The organism is Streptomyces sp. NPDC053426, from assembly GCF_055585405.1.
Genome location: NZ_JBVJKE010000002.1, coordinates 1 through 18,260, shown reverse-complemented (window position 1 = coordinate 18,260; position 18,260 = coordinate 1). Strand labels below are relative to the sequence as shown.

14 protein-coding genes are annotated in these 18,260 nt (G+C 72.0%); 7 read left to right on the top strand and 7 right to left on the bottom strand.

The features are described 5' to 3' along the window. Positions 1 to 179: 179 nt before the first annotated feature. Positions 180 to 506 (top strand): DUF7848 domain-containing protein, encoded by a 327-nt coding sequence (locus tag ACZ62B_RS03840; protein ID WP_469689224.1) that lies wholly within the window; start codon positions 180 to 182, stop codon positions 504 to 506. A gap of 39 nt (positions 507 to 545) precedes the next feature. On the opposite strand, the gene ACZ62B_RS03835 is transcribed toward ACZ62B_RS03840, so the two are convergent. Together ACZ62B_RS03835 and ACZ62B_RS03830 are read right to left on the bottom strand one after the other, a co-directional pair. Beyond that, positions 546 to 2,459: a tetratricopeptide repeat protein gene (locus ACZ62B_RS03835; RefSeq protein WP_469689382.1), complete on the bottom strand. Its 1,914-nt coding sequence runs from the start codon at positions 2,457 to 2,459 to the stop codon at positions 546 to 548. A gap of 172 nt (positions 2,460 to 2,631) precedes the next feature. Further along, positions 2,632 to 3,492, bottom strand: a complete 861-nt coding sequence (locus tag ACZ62B_RS03830; protein WP_469689223.1) for a 5'-methylthioadenosine/S-adenosylhomocysteine nucleosidase family protein — start codon at positions 3,490 to 3,492, stop codon at positions 2,632 to 2,634. Positions 3,493 to 3,525: 33 nt separating this feature from the next. Between ACZ62B_RS03830 and ACZ62B_RS03825 the strand changes: the two genes are divergently transcribed. After that, positions 3,526 to 4,065, top strand: coding sequence for a hypothetical protein (locus tag ACZ62B_RS03825; protein WP_468879858.1), 540 nt, complete (start codon positions 3,526 to 3,528; stop codon positions 4,063 to 4,065). Positions 4,066 to 4,129: 64 nt separating this feature from the next. Beyond that, the gene (locus ACZ62B_RS03820; protein ID WP_469689222.1) at positions 4,130 to 6,511 is read left to right on the top strand and encodes a tetratricopeptide repeat protein; all 2,382 of its coding nucleotides are present in this window, start codon (positions 4,130 to 4,132) and stop codon (positions 6,509 to 6,511) included. Here ACZ62B_RS03820 and ACZ62B_RS03815 read toward each other — a convergent pair. Together ACZ62B_RS03815 and ACZ62B_RS03810 are read right to left on the bottom strand one after the other, a co-directional pair. Further along, complete coding sequence (locus tag ACZ62B_RS03815) at positions 6,508 to 7,212, bottom strand: response regulator (protein WP_344568548.1); 705 nt, start codon at positions 7,210 to 7,212, stop codon at positions 6,508 to 6,510. The genes ACZ62B_RS03820 and ACZ62B_RS03815 overlap by 4 nt on opposite strands. Next, positions 7,209 to 8,846: a sensor histidine kinase gene (locus ACZ62B_RS03810; protein WP_469689221.1), complete on the bottom strand. Its 1,638-nt coding sequence runs from the start codon at positions 8,844 to 8,846 to the stop codon at positions 7,209 to 7,211. The genes ACZ62B_RS03815 and ACZ62B_RS03810 overlap by 4 nt, the downstream gene beginning before the upstream one ends. A gap of 157 nt (positions 8,847 to 9,003) precedes the next feature. Between ACZ62B_RS03810 and ACZ62B_RS03805 the strand changes: the two genes are divergently transcribed. The 4 genes from ACZ62B_RS03805 to ACZ62B_RS03790 all read left to right on the top strand — a co-directional run bounded on the left by ACZ62B_RS03805 (position 9,004) and on the right by ACZ62B_RS03790 (position 13,813). Then, complete coding sequence (locus tag ACZ62B_RS03805; protein ID WP_344568544.1) at positions 9,004 to 10,404, top strand: cation:dicarboxylate symporter family transporter; 1,401 nt, start codon at positions 9,004 to 9,006, stop codon at positions 10,402 to 10,404. Between the two features lie 205 nt (positions 10,405 to 10,609). Further along, positions 10,610 to 11,038 carry a MerR family transcriptional regulator gene (locus tag ACZ62B_RS03800; RefSeq protein ID WP_344568542.1) on the top strand — a complete coding sequence of 143 codons (429 nt, stop codon included), beginning with the start codon at positions 10,610 to 10,612 and terminating at the stop codon, positions 11,036 to 11,038. A 14-nt stretch (positions 11,039 to 11,052) separates the two neighbouring features. Next, on the top strand, positions 11,053 to 11,367 hold the full coding sequence (locus tag ACZ62B_RS03795; protein ID WP_344569127.1) for a thioredoxin family protein: 315 nt from the start codon (positions 11,053 to 11,055) through the stop codon (positions 11,365 to 11,367). Positions 11,368 to 11,581: 214 nt separating this feature from the next. After that, entirely contained in the window at positions 11,582 to 13,813 is a 2,232-nt protein-coding gene (locus tag ACZ62B_RS03790) for a HelD family protein (RefSeq protein ID WP_468719370.1), read from the top strand. Between the two features lie 10 nt (positions 13,814 to 13,823). Here ACZ62B_RS03790 and glgB read toward each other — a convergent pair whose 3' ends face one another. The 3 genes from glgB to ACZ62B_RS03775 all read right to left on the bottom strand — a co-directional run. Beyond that, a complete protein-coding gene (gene glgB, locus ACZ62B_RS03785) occupies positions 13,824 to 16,373 on the bottom strand; it encodes a 1,4-alpha-glucan branching enzyme (RefSeq protein WP_469689220.1) in 2,550 nt (849 codons plus the stop codon). A 32-nt stretch (positions 16,374 to 16,405) separates the two neighbouring features. Continuing rightward, on the bottom strand, positions 16,406 to 17,824 hold the full coding sequence (locus ACZ62B_RS03780) for a maltokinase N-terminal cap-like domain-containing protein (protein ID WP_469689219.1): 1,419 nt from the start codon (positions 17,822 to 17,824) through the stop codon (positions 16,406 to 16,408). A gap of 112 nt (positions 17,825 to 17,936) precedes the next feature. Then, a partial coding sequence (locus tag ACZ62B_RS03775; RefSeq protein ID WP_469689218.1) for an alpha-glucosidase C-terminal domain-containing protein occupies positions 17,937 to 18,260 on the bottom strand: 324 nt, incomplete at its 5' end.

Here is an 18,260-nt window from a genome sequence, read left to right as displayed (position 1 = left end):
CCGCGCGAACGGCCCCGGGGCATGGCCAACGCTTACGAGGAGCGTCGACGCCCCATGCTTGTCACGCAGTCGCTCGACTGGCTGAGAGCGGTCCTGTTCGGGCCGCGTACCCCCGGCAGGCGCAGCCGACGCGCAGCGAACTCTGTGGCACCCCGGCGGGAGCAGTTCCCTCTGTCACCGTGCGTGTTGGGTGCCCGACTGGTCACCGCGCGCCGACTCCACAGGAAAGGGCGCCCGACGCCACCGCTGACGCGGACGCAGTTGCTCCGTGGCTGGGAGACGGAGGAAGCCTGGTCGAGGGTGCCCCGCAGGCCGTCTGTTCCGCCCCGTGCATGGCGTGCGGGGCGGAGGCGCCGGCGTCGGACGACTCCCCTGAGCCTGTGGAGATCTGGGTGCTGAAACACACGGACCTGAATCCGGCTCATCGGCAGTACAAGGCCATGGTGGAGACCTATTGGCGCGTGACTCCGGCGGAGGGCAACCCCTATCAGGAGCTTGACGCCTGAGTACGCCCGGAGGCATTCGAGGCGGGTTCGGATGGGGAGTTATTCCAGTTGTTCGGCGGCCCAGGCGCGGGCCTGGGTGGCTTCGGCGGGGGCGTTGGCGCGGGTGTAGGCGTCGGCGGACTGGAGCCAGGCGGCGCGGGCCTCGGCAGGGCGGTGGGCTGCCTTGTGGGCGAGGGCCAGGTTGTTGAGGGTCTGCCCCTCGCCGTACCAGTCCTCGAACTCCCGGCAGATCTCCAGGTCCTTGCCGTACGCCTCGATCGCCTCCTCCACCCGGCCCACCTCGCGCAGGGCGCTGCCGAGGTTGTGCCACGCCCTGCCTTCGCGGTGGCGGTCTCCCGCAGCCTGGAACAGAAAGCGGGCCCGGGAGAGGGCCTCGATCGCCTCCTCCGCTCGGCCCGCCTCCCCCAGGACGCCGCCGAGGTTGCTCAACGCCCTGGCTTCGTCGTGGCGGTCTCCGGTGGCCTGGAACAGGTCGCGGGCCCGGGTGAGGGCGTCGATCGCTTCCCCCGCTCGGCCTACCTCCCGCAGGGCGTTGCCGAGGTTGCCCCACGTCATGGCCTCGCCGTGGCGGTCCCCGGCGGCCCGGAACAGGTCGCGGGCCCGGGAGTGGGCGTCGATCGCCTCCCCCGCCCGGTCCGCCGCTCGCAGGGCGTTGCCGAGGTTGCCCCATGCGATGGCCTCGCCCAGCCGGTGCCCGACCAACTGCGCGGCCTCCTGCGCGGCTTCCGCGACGGCGATCCGGTCGTCGGAATACCGCCGCCAGTCCAGGTAGACCGCCAGACGCTGGGCGAGTTGCACTGCTGTGTCCGCGAACCGCTCCTCCCGCCCCCACCCCACCGCCGCCACCAGACCCGCCCGCTCACCGTCCAGCCACGCCAACGCCTGCCCCCGGTCCCCGAACCGCTCCGGCTCCGCCATTCCCGGCAGCCACCGCAACCGGTCATCAGCCGCGTCCGTCCACCGCACGTAGAACCCCAGCACCCGCTCCCGCGCCGCCTCACCCTCCTCCCACAACCCCGCATCCCCCGCCACCACACCCGCCCCGAACACCCGCACCAAGTCATGCGACCGCCACCGCACGGCGGAAGCCGTCCCGTCGCCGTTCCCCACTGGCGTGACGAGATGTCTTGCGGCCAGATCCTCCAGCAGTGACAGCACGGACCCGGTGTCGAGGTCGGCAAGAGCGGCGATCGCCTCCGTGCCGGTCTCCGCACCTGGCGCGAGGCAGAGCAGGCGCAGCAGCCGGGCCTGGCCGGGTGGTAGTCGACGATAGGAGGTCTCCAGCACAGGCCGCAGGGCCAGTGAGCGTCCGTACAGGTCGGTTCCGGGACTGCCACGGTCGAGAACGGCGGTCGCGTCCCCGGTCTCCCGGATGTCGGCCACCAGAGAGGCGATGTCCCGGTGGCGACGCCGACGCAACATGCCCGCGGCGATCTGGAGGGCCAGGGGCAGGTGCCCGCAAAGATCGGCCAGTTCGCGCAGTGCATCGGGTTCGCGCGCCGGGCGTTCGTCCCGTTCGTCGGTGTCGTGCAGGGCGCGGGTCACGAGGGCGACGGAGTCGTCCGGGGCGAGCGTCTCCAGGTCGATCAGGCGTACCGGAAGGGCGTCGGGGCGGTCCCGGGAGGTGATGAGCACCCGGTGGTGGTCCGTGCCGGGCAGGAGCGGCAGGTACTGGGCGGGGTCCGAGGCGTTGTCCAGGATCAACAGCATCCTGTCCCGCCGCTCGGCGAGGAGTGCGCGGTACGCGTCGTACTGGCGGTCCGCTGTCGGCGGCAGATCCCCGTCCCGTACCCCCAATGCGTCGAGCAGCGCCAGGACCGCCTGATCAGCCGTGACCGGGTCGTCGTCGTACCCGCGCAGGTCCACGAAGAGCGTTCCGCCCGGGAACCAGCCCTTCTTACAGGCCCGGTGTGCCGCTTCCACCGCCAGTGCGGTCTTGCCGATGCCGCCCATCCCCGTGACGGCGAAGATGAAGAGTGGCAGCGCGGCCGTGTCGTCCTCGTCGGGCTCGTTGGGGGAGAGGTGCGGAAGCAGGCGGTCCAAGTCCTCCGATCGACCGGTGAAGCCCAGGGGGCGGGGCGGGAGGGTGGCGGTCGCCCGGGGGACAGGACCGTGGACCGTCCCCTTACCGCTGCCCTCCCCCCTGCTTGCCGGTGACGGGGCCGTGGAAGGTGCCGCCCCGGAAGTCGATGTGGTCTCCGCCGTACGTCGCTCCGCCGTCCCCGTGCCGATGGGGTCTCTCCTCGGAGTCGGAGGAGCCCTCGCGGGGCCGGTGCTTGTGCAGCACCGCCACCGTCACCGCAGCCGCCTGCTCGGCGGCGCGCTTCTGTGAACCTGCGGCGTCGGCCTTGTGCTTCTTGGCGTCGGCCCGGTCGCTGATGCCCCGGATCACCAGGGCGTTCAACTGGCCGTTCAGGTGGGCCGCGTGAGCCGCTCCGGAGCCCTCCATCTCGATCGCGCCGGCGTCGTTGTAGTTCTTGCGGAGGAAGCGGGCGATCTCGGACTCGGCGTCCGCCAGGACCACGTCGCCCGTGGCGATCGGCAGGAAGTGCGCCCGTACGTCGGGCATGTCCCGCACGGCGGAACGGGCCGCCTGTACGAGCGCGTGCGAGCCCGGCAGGGATTCCGGCCGGACCTGGAAACCGTCCGGTGTCTGCTTGCCGCCATGGATCTCGTACACCTTCGTGCCCACGACGACGTCGCCGATCCCGATGTCGTCCTTCAGGCTGCCGGCGACACCGACGAAGAACACGGCCTCGGGGCGCAGCCAGTTGATGAGCTGGGTGGTGAGAGCGGCGGCCCGCTCGGCGCCCATGCCCAGTTCGGCGAGGGCGACGTGCCAGGAAGTGCCGGGTAGTTGGCCCTTCTCGACTCGGGTCCCGTCACGGTGCACCAACTCCTCCCGCTCCTCGACGTGCGCGCGAACAGCGGCATATTCGAGCGGAAGTGCGGTCAGGACCAGAGCAGTGGGCCGGGTCTCCTGCATAGTCATAAGTTACAACTGGGGGAAGGGAATCGAGTGCCGGAACAGGACCTCACCGTCGGGCAGTTGCTGCTCGCCGAGTACCAGACCGTGAAGGACGAGCAGAAGGCGAGGATCGGGTTCCGGGACAACCTCCTCTACGTGACGCTGGCCGTCGTGGCCGCCGTCATCGCCGCCGCGGCCCAGGCGAAACAGCCCTCGATGCTGCTGGCGCTGCCGCCGGTCTGCCTCGTCCTCGGCTGGACCTACCTCGTCAACGACGAGAAGATCTCGGCCATCGGCCGCTACGTCCGGGACGATCTGGGACCCCGGCTGGCCGCCCTCGCGGCACACGGGAGCGGCTTCACGACGTTCGGGTGGGAGGCGTACCACCGGAGCGACACCCGGCGCAGGTCCCGCAAGACGATCCAGACCGTGATCGACCTGACGGCGTTCTGTGCGGTGCCGCTGGCCGCCCTGGTCGTGTTCTGGGTGAACGGCGATGGCGGCGGGCTGCTTGTCGCGCTGTCGGTGCTGGAGGCGCTCGCCGTGGCGGGGCTCGGCTCGCAGGTCGTGTGGTACGCGAAGGTCGCATGAAGTCCCTTCTCTCGCACTACCTTTGACGCTCGGCCATGAGTTGTGACGGGGGCGAGTACGAGGCATGGAAGCAGCACTGCTGGCGGCCCTGGCCGAAGGCGCGGGCGGGGACGGCGGACGTCGGGCGGTGGAGAGACTGGCGCGGGCTGTAGGGCTCGACGCAGGCGCACCCGCCCGGGACATCGCCGAGGCGGCACAGGACCCGGCGCGGCGGGAGGCCGTACGGGAGTGGGGCGAGGCGCTGGCCGACCTGCTCGCCGCCGATCCGCGGGGCCTCGCCGGTGCCGTCGCGCGGGCCATGGAGCGGTCCGCGCCGGGAAGCGGGATGTCCTGGTACGACGGCGACCACTCCGACTTCCGGGGTGGGGTCTTCCTGCGCGAGGTGGTCGGCGTGCAGGTCGTGATCCAGCAGGGCGGGGCCGCCGTCCCGGAGGCGATGGCCGGCCTGCCGCCGAGGCCCGGCGGGTTCACGGGGCGGGAGCAGGAGACGGAGGAGCTGCTGCGCGCGCTGGACCCGGCCGGGGCGCAGCCGGTGGCGACCCTCGTCGCCGCCGTGTCCGGTCTCGGCGGCATCGGCAAGACCGCGCTCGCCGTCGAGACCGCCTACCTGGCCCTTAAAGAGGGCTGGTTCCCCGGCGGGGTCCTCTTCATCGACCTCCACGGCTACGACCGGGAGCCCGTCACCGCAGACCGTGCCCTCCAGGCCCTGCTGCGCGCCCTCGGCACCTCGCCGGAACACATCCCCACCACGACGGACGAGCGGGCGGCGCTCTACCGCTCGACGCTGGCCACCCGGGCCCGCGAGTGCGGCGCGGTGCTGGTCCTGGCCGACAACGCCTCCTCGCCGGAGCAGGTACGGCCCCTCCTGCCGGGCGACCCCCGGCACCATGTTCTGGTCACGTCACGCGACCGACTGTCCCAATTGGGCGCGCGGCTCGTTCCCCTGGACCAGCTCAGTCCGAGGGAGGCGTACGAACTCCTCGACCGTGCCCTGCGGATCGCCGACCCGTACGACAGCCGGGTGGCCGACGCCCCCGACACGGCCGAGCGACTCGCCGGCCTCTGCGGGAGTCTCCCACTGGCTCTGCAGATCGCGGCCGCCCTGCTGGCGGAGGACCCGGACAAGCCGGTGACCGAACTCGTGGCGGAACTGACCGAGTCCCACGACCGCCTCGACCATCTCGACGACGGCGAGCGCAGCGTCCGTGCAGCCTTCGAGCTCTCCTACCGCCGACTGCCGCCCGAGCTCGCACGGCTGCTGCGCCTGCTCGCTCTCGCGCCGGGGCCTGAGGTGAGTGACGAGGGCGTCGCCGCGCTCGTCGGTGCCGAGAAGCCTCCGGTGCAGGCTCTGAAGGCCCTGGCCCGTGCACACCTCGTGGAGAGGGGGAGCGAACGCGGATGGTGGCGGTTGCATGACTTGGTGCGGGTGTTCGGGGCGGGTGTGGTGGCGGGGGATGCGGGGTTGTGGGAGGAGGGTGAGGCGGCGCGGGAGCGGGTGCTGGGGTTCTACGTGCGGTGGGCGGAAGCGGCTGATGACCGGTTGCGGTGGCTGCCGGGAATGGCGGAGCCGGAGCGGTTCGGGGACCGGGGGCAGGCGTTGGCGTGGCTGGACGGTGAGCGGGCGGGTCTGGTGGCGGCGGTGGGGTGGGGGCGGGAGGAGCGGTTCGCGGGCACGGTGGTGCGGCTGGCCCTGCGTCTGGCGGAGTACTTGGACTGGCGGCGGTATTTCGACGACTGGATCGCCGTCGCGGGGGCCGCGCGGGAGGCCGCGCGGCTTGCCGGGGACCGGCTGGGCGAGGCCAACGCGTGGAGCCACCTCGGCAACGCCCTGCGGGAGGTGGGCCGGGCGGGGGAGGCGATCGGCGCCCACTCCCGGGCCCGCGACCTGTACCAGGCGGCCGGAGACCGCGACGACGAGGCCATAGCGTGGAACAACCTCGGCCTCGCCCTGGAGGCTGCGGGCCGGGTGGGGGAGGCGATCGACGCCCATACCCGGGCTCGTGACCTGTTCCAGGCCGCCGGAGACCGCCATGCCGAGGCCATCGTATGGAACAACCTCGGCACCGCCCTGAGGGAGGCGGGGCGCACGGGGGAGGCGATCGACGCCCACCGTCAGGCCCGCGGCCTGTACCGGGCCGTCGGAGACCGCCACGGCGAGGCCATCACGTGGAACAACCTCGGCGTCACTATGGAAGAGGCGGGCAGAGCGGAAGAGGCGATCGAGGTGTACAGCAGATCCCTGGAGCTTCGTCGAGGGCTTGAGGACTGGTACGGCGAGGGGCAGACCCTCAGAAATCTGGCCCGCGCGTACGAGGCTGCCCACCGCCCCGCCGAGGCCCGCGCCGCCTACCTCCAGTCCGCCGAAGCCTTCACCCGAGCCAACGCCCCCACCGAAGCCACACAGGCCCGCACCCGCGCCGCCGCCCTGGACACCCCCACCCCCTAACGCCCCTTCTCCACCCCCCGAACCCACCGATAAACCAACTCAGGCCGCCCCACCTGCCCATAAACCGGAGCCCGCCCGGCCCTCCCCGCCTCCACCAGGTGCTCCAGATACCGCCGGGCCGTGATCCGGGAGATCCCCACCGCCTCGGCGACCCCCGCCGCGGTCAGCCCGTCCTCCGCCTCCCGCAGCGCCCCCGTCACCCGCTCCAGCGTCGGCCCGCTCAGCCCCTTCGGCAGCGCGGCCGGTCCCGGTGCCCGCAGCACCGCCAGCGCCCTGTCCACCTCGTCCTGCCCGCTCGCCTCGCCCACCGCCGCGTGGAACTCGGCGTACCGCACCAGGCGGTCCCGCAGGGTCGCGAACGTGAACGGCTTCAGTACGTACTGCACGACCCCGAGCGACACCCCCTCCCGCACGACCGCCAGATCCCGCGCCGACGTCACCGCGATCACGTCGGCGTGATGACCGGCCGCCCGCAGCGAGCGCGCGAGCTGGAGCCCGTGCACATCGGGCAGGTGCAGGTCGAGGAGGAGCAGGTCGACGGGGGTGCGGTCCAGTACCCGCCGTGCCTCCGCCCCACTCTGCGCCTTCCCCACGGCGACGAACCCGGGCACCCGCCCGACGTACATCACATGGGCGTCGGCGGCCACCGGGTCGTCCTCGACCACCAGCACTCTGATGGGTTCCCCGGCCACCCCGCTCATACGGCGCCTCCCGCGCTCTCCACGACGGTGGAGTCCCTCAGCGGCAGCCGCGCCTCGAACACCGCGCCGCCCTCGTCCCCGGACGTCACCGACAGCACCCCGCCGTGCCGACCCGCCGCCTGCCGTACGAGTGCCAGGCCCAGCCCCCGCCCGCCCGGTCCGGCCGGCTTGGTCGTGAAGCCGCGCTGGAAGACCGCCTCCGCGTGGTCCGGGTCCACTCCGGGGCCGGTGTCGGAGACCCGCAGGATCAGCTCCGAGCCGTGCTCCTCGGTTCGTGCCGTCACCGTCACCCGCGGGTGCAGCCCGCCCTGTGCCGCGTCCACGGCGTTGTCGATCAGGTTGCCGAGGATGGTGACCAGGTCCCGGGCGGGCAGGGTGTCGGGGAGGAGGCCGTCGTCCAGGCGGCTGTCGTCCGACACCACCAGTTCCACGCCCCGCTCGTTGGCCTGGGCGGTCTTGCCGAGGAGCAGTGCCGCGAGGACCGGCTCGCTCACCGCCGCCACCACCTGGTCGGTGAGCGCCTGCGCCAGCTCCAGCTCGGCCGTCGCGAAGTCCACCGCCTCCTCCGCCCGGCCCAGCTCGATCAGCGAGACGACGGTGTGCAGCCGGTTCGCCGCCTCGTGCGCCTGTGACCTGAGCGCCTGCGTGAAGCCGCGCTCGGAGTCCAGCTCGCCCATCAGCGACTGGAGCTCGGTCACGTCCCGCAGGGTCACCACCGAGCCGCGCTGCTGGCCGCCGGTGACCGGTGAGGTGTTCACCACCAGCACCCGGTCCGCCGTCAGGTGCACCTCGTCCACCCGGGGTTCGGAGGCGAGCAGCGCGCCCGTCAGCGGTGTGGGCAGTCCCAGCTCCGCCACCGACCTGCCCACCACGTCCTCCTCCTGGCCCACGCCCAGCAGCTCCCGGCCGCCGTCGTTGATCAGCGCCACCTTGTACCGGCCGTCCAGCATCAGCAGCCCCTCGCGCACGGCGTGCAGCGCGGCCTGATGGTAGTCGTGCATGTGGCTGAGCTCGGCCGCGTTCATGCCGTGGGTGTGCCGGCGCAGCCGCGCGTTGATGACGTACGTGCCGATCGCGCCGAGCCCGAGGGCGCCGGCCGCGACCGCCAGCAGCGCCGTGAGCTGTCCCTGGGCGCGCTGGCTGATCTCCTCGACCCTTATGCCGGCGCTGACCAGGCCGGTGATCCGGTCGCCGTCCCGGATCGGGGTGACCGCCCGGACCGACGGGCCGAGGGTACCGGTGTAGGTCTCGGTGAAGGTGCGGCCCTGGAGTGCCGGGCCGGTGTGGCCCTGGAAGACCAGGCCGATCTGGTCGGGGTCGGGGTGGGTCCAGCGGATGCCCCGCGGATCCATGATCGTGACGAAGTCGACGTCGGTGTCCCGCACCACCGCCAGCGCGTACGGCTGGAGCTCCGCCGACGGGTCGGACGTACGGATCGCCTCCCGCACGGAGGGCGAGTCGGCGACCGAACGGGCCACCGCGGTGGCCTGGCGGCCCGCCGCCTGCTCGGCCTGGCTGCGGTCACTGACGTAGGTGAACAGCGCGTATCCGGCCACGACGACCGCGATGAGCACGGCCTGCATGGCGAAGAGCTGGCCCGCGAGGCTGCGGGGGCGGGGCAGGGGGATACGCATTCAGCCAGTCTGCCTCCCGGTTCCACGGTGAACTAAATGAACGGAAGGGTGACCGCGCTCACAAGGCACGACATAGTCACGGCATTCCCCGAAAACCCATCCCCCGGACGTGAGCCGCACGCCGGTGATGCCGACGACGTCGTCAAGGAGGGCCGCCGTGACCAGCACAGCCGCTACGGCACCTGCCGAACCCAAGGCCAAGCGGGACCGCACGCACTATCTCTACATCGCGGTGATCATCGCGGTCGCCCTCGGTATCGCCGTCGGTCTGATCGCGCCCGACTTCGCGACCGAGCTGAAGCCGCTCGGCACCGGCTTCGTGAACCTGATCAAGATGATGATCTCGCCGATCATCTTCTGCACCATCGTGCTGGGCATCGGTTCCGTGCGGAAGGCCGCCAAGGTCGGCGCGGTCGGCGGTATCGCGCTCGGCTACTTCATGGTGATGTCGGTCGTCGCGCTCGCCATCGGCCTGATCGTCGGCAACATCCTGGACCCGGGCACGGGCCTCGCGGTCACCGACGCCGTCAAGGAGACCGGTCAGGCGCAGGTCGACGCGGAGGCCAAGAGCACCGTCGACTTCCTGATGGGCATCATCCCGACCACGATCGTCTCCGCGTTCACCGCCGGTGAGGTCCTGCAGACCCTGCTGGTCGCCCTGCTCTGCGGCTTCGCCCTCCAGGCCATGGGCTCCGCCGGGCAGCCCGTCCTGCGCGGCATCGAGCACATCCAGCGGCTGGTCTTCCGCGTCCTGGCGATGATCATGTGGGCGGCCCCGATCGGTGCCTTCGGCGCCATCGCCGCGGTCACCGGCTCGGCCGGCATCGACGCGCTCAAGAGCCTGGCCGTGCTGATGCTCGGCTTCTACGTCACCTGTGTCCTGTTCATCTTCCTGGTGCTGGGCACGATGCTGCGCCTCATCGCCGGTGTGAACGTCTTCTCGCTCTTCAAGTACCTGGGCCGCGAGTTCCTGCTGATCCTCTCCACTTCCTCCTCGGAGTCGGCGCTGCCGCGCCTCATCGCGAAGATGGAGCACCTGGGCGTCAGCAAGCCGGTGGTCGGCATCACCGTCCCGACCGGCTACTCCTTCAACCTCGACGGCACCATGATCTACATGACCATGGCCTCGCTGTTCATCGCCGACGCCATGGGCACGCCGATGTCGATCGGTGAGCAGATCCCGCTGCTGCTCTTCCTGCTGGTGGCCTCCAAGGGCGCGGCCGGTGTCTCCGGTGCCGGTCTCGCCACGCTGGCCGGTGGCCTCCAGTCGCACAAGCCGGCCCTGGTGGACGGCATCGGCCTCATCGTCGGCATCGACCGCTTCATGAGCGAGGCCCGCGCCCTCACCAACTTCGCGGGCAACGCCGTCGCCACCGTCCTGATCGGCACCTGGACCAAGGAGATCGACCGGGCCCGGGTGGACGAGGTCCTGGCCGGCCGCGCCCCCTTCGACGAGAAGACGCTGCTGGACGACGACCACGGCACCGGCGGCGACGCCGACGGGCCCCGTGCCGAGCTGCCCGAGCCGGGCGGCGAGAAGGAGCTGGCCAAGGCCTGACGGCCACCGACGTCACGCCCCACGGACCCGGGCGGCTGGGACACTCCCCCCGTTGCTCAGCCGCCCGGTCACCGGAGGCCCGCCGCCCGTATCCGGGCCTCCCCAGCCGCCGGGCGGCCGGACTTCACCCCCGTGAGTCCGGCCGCCCGGCCGTTTCCGTCCCGTCCTTGCCTTGACGCCGACGTCAAGGCTTACGTTCGTCCGTATGCGAATCGGCGAGCTGGCCGCACGGGCCGGGACCACCACGCGGACGCTGCGGTACTACGAGTCACGCGGGCTGCTGTCCGCGCGGCGCACCGGCAACGGATACCGGACCTACGACGAGAGCGATCTGAAGCTGCTGCGGCAGATCCGCACGCTCCAGGACTTCGGGTTCGACCTGGAGGAGACCCGGCCCTTCGTGGAGTGTCTGCGGGCCGGACACCCCGAGGGTGACTCGTGCCCCGCCTCGCTCCAGGTCTACCGGCGCAAGCTGGACGAGCTCGACGCCCTGATCGGCGAGCTGCGCGCGGTGCGGGCGAAGGTCGGTGAGCAGCTCGCGCGGGCGGAGTCGGCGCGGGACGAACTGGCCGCCGACGCGACGGCTCCGGGCGGTCCGGAGCCGGTGTGCGAACTGGGAGGGGAGCTGCGATGAGCAAGGCGAGCGGTGTGCCCGAGGTGACCGACGCGGACTTCGAGGAAGAGGTGATCGGGGCGGAGCTGCCGGTGCTGGTGGAGTTCACGGCCGACTGGTGCCCGCCGTGCCGGCAGATGGCGCCGGTGCTGAGCGCGCTGGCCGCCGAGGAGGACGGCCGGCTGAAGGTCGTCCAGCTGAACGTGGACGCCAATCCCGGTACGACCAACGCCTACAAGGTGCTGTCGATGCCGACCTTCATGGTGTTCCGCGACGGGGAGCCGCTGCGGTCGATGGTGGGGGCCAGGCCCAAGCGGCGGCTGCTCGAAGAGCTGTCGGACGTGCTCTGACCTGGTACGACGATCTGGCACGACCTGGGATGACCTGGTACGCGGCACAAGAAAACCCCCGGGCAATTGCGCCCGGGGGTTTTCTTTGCGTATATTCATTGATTCGCGACTTCATTTCCGAAGAAACCGTGGAAGGAGTCGCAGTGAAGTTCAGTGACCACAGTATATCCGGGCGGGAGCGGAATTGTCAAACACCGAATTTCCGGACGAGGAATTGCGGCAGGAACAGCAATTCATCGACGGACTGTACGCACGCGTGGACGTCCTGCGCGGCGACGCCGAGGTGTCCGTCACGGAGGCGCTCGCCCAGGGCCACACCCCCCGGCAGGCCAGGCTGGAGCGGGACATCCTGGTCGCCGAGCGCTCCGGGCTGCTCGCCGCGCTGAACGCGGTGGACGGCTCCCTCTGCTTCGGCCGCATCGACCTCGCCTCCGGCGACACCCACCACATCGGCCGCATCGGCCTGCGCGCCGACGACGCCGAGCGCACGCCCGTCCTCATCGACTGGCGCGCCGACGTGGCCCGCCCGTTCTACCTGGCCACCGGCCACACCACGATGGGGCTGAGGCGCCGTCGGCACATCTCCACCGAGGGCCGCCGGGTCACCGCCCTGCACGACGAGGTCCTCGACCTCGGCGACGACACCCGTACCGGCCACGAGGACCCGGCCGGCGACGCCGTCCTGCTCGCCGCGCTCAACTCCGCGCGCACCGGCCGCATGGGCGACATCGTGCGCACCATCCAGGCCGACCAGGACCGCATCATCCGCGCCCCGCACCGCGGGGTCATGGTGGTCGAGGGCGGCCCCGGTACCGGCAAGACCGCCGTCGCCCTGCACCGCGCCGCCTACCTGCTCTACGAGCACCGCGAGCTGCTGGCCCGCCGCGCCGTCCTGATCGTCGGCCCCAACCCGGCGTTCCTCGGCTACATCGGCGAGGTGCTGCCCAGCCTCGGCGAGACCGGTGTGCTGCTCGCGACCGTCGGCGAGCTGTTCCCCGGCGTGAAGACCACCCGGACCGACACTCCCGAGGCCGCCGCCGTGAAGGGCCGCGCGGAGATGGCCGGCGTCCTCGCCGACGTCGTACGCGACCGGCAGGCGCTGCCCGACCCGGTGATCGCGATCGAGCACGACCGCGAGGTCCTCATGCTCGACGACGGCCTGGTGAACGTCGCCCGCGAACGCACCCGCGCGGCGAAACTGCCGCACAACGTGGCCCGCGAGCACTTCGAGGGCCACATCCTCAACGCGCTCACCGACATGGTCGCCGAACGCATCGGCACCGACCCCTACGACGGCTCCAACCTGCTCGACCCCAGCGACATCACCCAGATCCGCGACGAGCTCGCCGACAACCCCGAGGTCTGGTCCGCCATCGACCGGCTCTGGCCCCGGATCACGCCGCAGCGCCTGGTCGCCGACTTCCTCGCCGCACCCGAGGGCTACCTTCCCGACGAGGACGCCGCCGCGATCCGCCGCCCGGTCACCCGGCACTGGACCGTCTCCGACGTGCCCCTGCTCGACGAGGCCGCCGAACTCCTCGGCGAGGACGACCGCCTCGAACGCGAGCGCGCCGAACGCGAACGGCAGACCCAGATCGCCTTCGCGCAAGGCGTGCTGGACGTCTCGTACGCCTCCCGGACCTACGAGTTCGAGGACAAGGAGGACGACGACCCGGACTCCTCCGAGGTGCTGTCCGCGCACGACATCATCGACGCCGAACGCTTCGCCGAACGGCACGAGGAGGACGACCACCGCAGCGCCGCCGAACGCGCCGCCGCCGACCGCACCTGGGCGTTCGGGCACATCATCGTCGACGAGGCACAAGAACTCTCTTCGATGGCCTGGCGGCTGCTGATGCGGCGCAGCCCCACCCGCTCGATGACCCTGGTCGGCGACCCGGCACAGACCTCCGAGGCGGGCGGCGTCGGCTCCTGGGCGGACATCCTCACCCCGTTCGTCGAGGACCGCTGGGAGCACACCCGGCTCGGCGTCAACTACCGCACCCCCGCCGAGATCATGGACGTGGCCGCGGCCGTGGTGCGCGCCGAGCACCCCGGCTTCGAGCCGCCCGGCTCGGTCCGCTCCACGGGCGTACGGCCCTGGGCCCGCGCCACCGACGACCTGCCCGGCGCCGTAGCCAAGGCCGTCGCGGAACTCACCCCCGACGAGGGCCGCCTCGCGGTCATCGCCCCGCGCGAGCTGCACAGGGTGCTGGCCGCGAGGCTGGACGGGGTGACGGCGGGCGCCGAACCCGACCTGGCGCACGCCGTCGTGCTGCTCGACCCGCGCCAGGCCAAGGGGCTGGAGTTCGACTCGGTCCTCGTGGTCGAGCCGGGCCGCTACGGCACCAGCGACCTGTACGTGGCGCTCACCCGCGCCACCCAGCGGCTCGGCGTCCTGCACACCGAGCCGCTGCCGAAGCCGCTGGCCGAGGCCATGGACTGAGCGGAAGATCTCAGGCCGGTCGTAGCCACACCGTCGCCAGGGGCGGCAGGGTCAGGCGGATGCTCGCCGGGAACCCGTGCCGTCCCTGCGGCTCCGGCTTGACCGGGTCGGGGCGGGTGACGTCACCGCCGCCGTAGCGGGCGGCGTCGGTGTTCACCACCTCGTGCCAGGCGGGCACGTCGTCGGGGACGCCGATCCGGTAGTCCTGCCGGACCACGGGCGCGAAGTGGGAGACCGCGAGCAGCGGGGAGCCGTCGGAGTCGTACCGCAGGAACGCGAACACGTTGTCCTCGGCCGCGTCCCCGGTCACCCACCGGAAACCGGACGGCTCGGTGTCGCCCCGCCACAGCGCCGGGGTGTGCCCGTACACGGTGTTGAGGTCGCGCACCAGATCGCGCACCCCGCGGTGGTCGGCCTCCGCGCCGTAGTTCGGGTCGAGGAGCCACCAGTCCGGGCCGTGCGCCTCCGACCACTCCGCTCCCTGCGCGAACTCCTGCCCCATGAAGAGGAGTTGCTTGCCCGGATGGGCCCACATGAAGCCCAGGTAGGCGCGGAGGTTGGCGCGCTGCTGCCACCAGTCGCCGGGCATCTTCGACACCAGGGACCGCTTGCCGTGCACCACCTCGTCGTGGGAGATCGGCAGCACGTAGTTCTCGCTGTAGGCGTACACCATCGAGAACGTCATCTCGCCGTGGTGGTAGCGGCGGTGGACCGGCTCGTGGCTCATGTACTGGAGCGAGTCGTGCATCCAGCCCATGTTCCACTTCAGCCCGAAGCCGAGCCCGCCGAAGCCGCTCGGCCCCTTGTGGTGGGTGGCCCGGGTGACGCCGTCCCAGGCCGTGGACTCCTCCGCGATCGTCACGACCCCCGGCACCCTGCGGTACACGGTCGCGTTCATCTCCTGGAGGAACGCCACCGCGTCCAGGTTCTCCCGGCCGCCGTGCTCGTTCGGCGTCCACTGGCCCGGCTCGCGCGAGTAGTCGAGGTAGAGCATCGAGGCGACCGCGTCCACGCGCAGCCCGTCGATGTGGAACTCCTCGCACCAGTACAGGGCGTTGGCGACGAGGAAGTTGCGCACCTCGCGCCGCCCGAAGTCGAACTCCAGGGTGCCCCAGTCGGGATGGGCGGCCCGCAGCGGGTCCTCGTGCTCGTACAGCGGCCGGCCGTCGAACTCCGCCAGCGCCCACTCGTCGCGCGGGAAGTGCGCCGGCACCCAGTCCATCAGCACCCCGATCCCGGCCCGGTGCAGGGCGTCGACCAGGTACCGGAAGTCGTCCGGGGTGCCCAGGCGGGCCGTGGGCGCGTAGAACCCGGTGACCTGGTAGCCCCACGAGCCGCCGAAGGGATGCTCGGCGACCGGCATCAGCTCCACGTGGGTGAAGCCGAGGTCCTTGACGTACGCGGGGAGCTGCTCGGCGAGCTGGCGGTACGTCAACCCCGGCCGCCAGGACGGCAGGTGCACCTCGTAGACGGAGAAAGGCGCCCGGTGCGCGGGCACTTCGGCCCTGCGCTCCAGCCATTCCTCGTCGCCCCACTCGTACGCCGACGACGTGACGATTGACGACGTGGCCGGCGGGACCTCCGTACGGCGGGCCAGCGGGTCGGCGCGCAGGGTCTTCGAACCGTCGGGGCGGGTGATCTCGAACTTGTACAGCTCGCCCTCGCCGATCCCCGGCACGAACAGCTCCCACACCCCCGTCGAGCCCAGCGACCGCATGGGGAAGCCGGTGCCGTCCCAGAAGTTGAAGGTGCCGGACACCCGCACCCCGCGCGCGTTCGGCGCCCACACCGAGAAGCGGGTGCCGGTGACGCCCTGGTGGGTCATGGGGTGCGCGCCGAGGACCGTCCACAGCTCCTCGTGCCGCCCCTCGCCGATCAGATGCAGGTCGAGCTCGCCGAGCGTGGGCAGGAAGCGGTACGCGTCCTCCGTCTCCTGCACCGTCCCCTCGTACGTCACGAGCAGCCGGTACGCCGGGACCTCGCCCAGCGGCAGCAGTCCCGAGAAGAAGCCGTCACCGTCGTCGTGCAGCTCGACGGTGAGGCCCCCGGAGACGACGGTCACCGCGAGGGCGTACGGCCGGAACGCCCGGAAGACGACCCCGCCGGGCACCGGATGCGCGCCGAGCACGGAGTGCGGGGCGTGATGCGTCCCGCTCAGCAGCCGCTCCCGGTCGGCGGCGTCCACGGCGGGGGAGACGGCGATCTCCGTCTCGGGAGGGGTGGGCTGCGGGGCGGGCCGTGCGGCGGGGGTGGCCTTCGGCGCCGTCCTCTTCGCCGTGGCCTTCTTGGCGGGGGCCTTCTTGGCCGGTGCCTTCTTCGCGGCCTTCTTCGCCGGGGTTTTGGCAGCAGCGGCCTTCTTCACCGCCGCCTTCTTCACCGCGGCCTTCTTCACTGTCGCTTTCTCGGTCGCCGCCTTCTTGGTCGTGGCCTTCGCCGCCGCGGCGGTCTTCTTCCCGGCGGTCTTCTTCGCGACGGCCTTCTTCACCGGCTCGGCTGCCGCGGGCTGCCGCTCGGCCGGCTGCTCCGGATGCGAACCGCTGGACTCGGGGCGGGGGGTCACGGGCGAAGCCTCCTGGACGCGGGTCGGATGGGTCAGATCAGGTCGGACGAGGCGAGCCGGTGCGCGGCGGCCATCGGTACGGGCAGCCACTCGGGACGGTGCCGGGCCTCGTAGACCACTTCGTAGACCGCCTTGTCGGTCTCGTACGCGCGCAGCAGCACCGGATCGGTGCGCGGATCCCGGCCGGCCGCCTCCGCGTAGCCGGAGCAGTACGCCGCCCGGCACCGCACGGCCCAGTCCGGCTGCGGCGGGTCCACCGAACGCGCCGCGTAGTCGAAGGACCGCAGCATGCCGGCCACGTCCCGCACCGCCGGCTGCGGCATCCGGCGCTCGGCCAGCGGACGGGCCGGTTCCCCCTCGAAGTCGATCAGCGACCACTCTCCGGTCGGGGAGCGCAGGCACTGCCCGAGGTGCAGATCGCCGTGCACCCGCTGGGCGGTCCAGACGCGCCCCTCGGAGGCCAGGTCGTCCAGCGCCGTGAACACCGAGCGCAGCCCGTCCGCGTACGGCCGCAGCGCGGGCACCGCGTGCACGGCCGCCTCCAGCCGCTCGGTCATGCCGGCGACCAGGGAACGGAGCTGGGCGTGCCCCAGCGTGACCGTGGGCAGCGCGCGGGCCAGCGCGGTGTGCACCTCGGCGGTGGCCCGTCCGAGGGCCCGCGACTCGGCGACGAAGTCCTCCCCCTTGGCCAGCTCCCGCAGCGCCAGCTCCCAGCCGTCCGTCGCACCCTGCACGTACGGCTGGAGCACCCCCAGCACGTACGGCTCGGCCGAGGGCGGCGGGCCGGGCGCCTCATCGGGCTCCGCGACCAGCCAGGCCGTCGGCGGGGGCACCCGGGGGCAGCCGACGCGGGCCAGCGCCAGCGGCAGCTCCAGGTCGGGGTTGATCCCGGGCACGATCCGGCGCAACAGCTTCAGGATGAACGTATCTCCGTAGACGACCGACGAGTTCGACTGCTCGGCGGTCACCAGGCGCGGCACCAGACCGGACCGGATCTCCTGGCGCGGGTCCCGCTCGAAGCGAAGCCCGCCGATCCGGGCCTGGGTGCGCAGCGCCTCCAGGAGCAGTTCGGCGGGCCGGGTGTCGTGCAGGGCCTCGTAGACCGTCCGTCCGGCCAGCGGGCCCCGCGTCACATGACCGATCAGCGCGGGCGCGAGCCGGGGCGGCAACGCCTCGCGCACGCCTATGAACAGCTGGTAGCAGTCGCCGGGCTGCTCGGGGCCGCCGTGGCCCGGCTGGAGCGGCTGGTGCGCGCGCACGAGCAGGTGGTACAGGCCCAGCTTGGCCGTGGGCGGCAGCAGTTCGGTGGCCGCCACCAGGGAGAACCCGGTGACGGGGCGGCCCTTGCCCGCGAACCAGCGCTGCCGCGGCAGCCACTCCCTCAGCAGCGGATCCAGTGACGCAAGGAGGCCGGGCGGGGTCGTGACGGTGCGTGTGACGGCTTCCGACATGGCGTCGCGTCCTTTCCCCTCTTTCGGCGCGCCCACGGGGGCGCCGCCGGTGGGCGGGGTGTTACTCATGCGTGCCCCGGGCGGAGCGGCGGAAACCGCCCCGCCCCGGGTTCTACGCGGCGTCCTTGCGGAGCCGGAACCAGTAGAAGCCGTGGCCCCCGAGGGTCAGCAGATACGGCAGTTCGCCGACGGCCGGAAAGCGCACCCCGCCGAACAGCTCGACCGGGTGCCGTCCTCCGAAGGCGCTGAGATCGAGCTCGGTGGGCTGTGCGAAGCGTGAGAAGTTGTTCACGCAGAGCACCAGGTCGTCCTCGTACTCGCGCAGGAAGGCGAGGACCGCGGGGTTGGAGGACGGCAGCTCGGTGTAGGAGCCGAGGCCGAACGCCGGGTTCTGCTTGCGGATCTCGATCATCCGGCGGGTCCAGTGCAGCAGCGA

What these genes read in the sequence shown, in the direction of transcription:
- ACZ62B_RS03810 (WP_469689221.1), bottom strand. Translation starts at nt 8,846, where the DNA reads ATGCGTATCCCCCTGCCCCGCCCCCGCAGCCTCGCGGGCCAGCTCTTC.
- ACZ62B_RS03815 (WP_344568548.1), bottom strand. Translation starts at nt 7,212, where the DNA reads ATGAGCGGGGTGGCCGGGGAACCCATCAGAGTGCTGGTGGTCGAGGAC.
- ACZ62B_RS03780 (WP_469689219.1), bottom strand. Translation starts at nt 17,824, where the DNA reads ATGTCGGAAGCCGTCACACGCACCGTCACGACCCCGCCCGGCCTCCTT.
- ACZ62B_RS03835 (WP_469689382.1), bottom strand. Translation starts at nt 2,459, where the DNA reads ATGGGCGGCATCGGCAAGACCGCACTGGCGGTGGAAGCGGCACACCGG.
- ACZ62B_RS03820 (WP_469689222.1), top strand. Translation starts at nt 4,130, where the DNA reads ATGGAAGCAGCACTGCTGGCGGCCCTGGCCGAAGGCGCGGGCGGGGAC.
- ACZ62B_RS03830 (WP_469689223.1), bottom strand. Translation starts at nt 3,492, where the DNA reads ATGCAGGAGACCCGGCCCACTGCTCTGGTCCTGACCGCACTTCCGCTC.
- ACZ62B_RS03800 (WP_344568542.1), top strand. Translation starts at nt 10,610, where the DNA reads ATGCGAATCGGCGAGCTGGCCGCACGGGCCGGGACCACCACGCGGACG.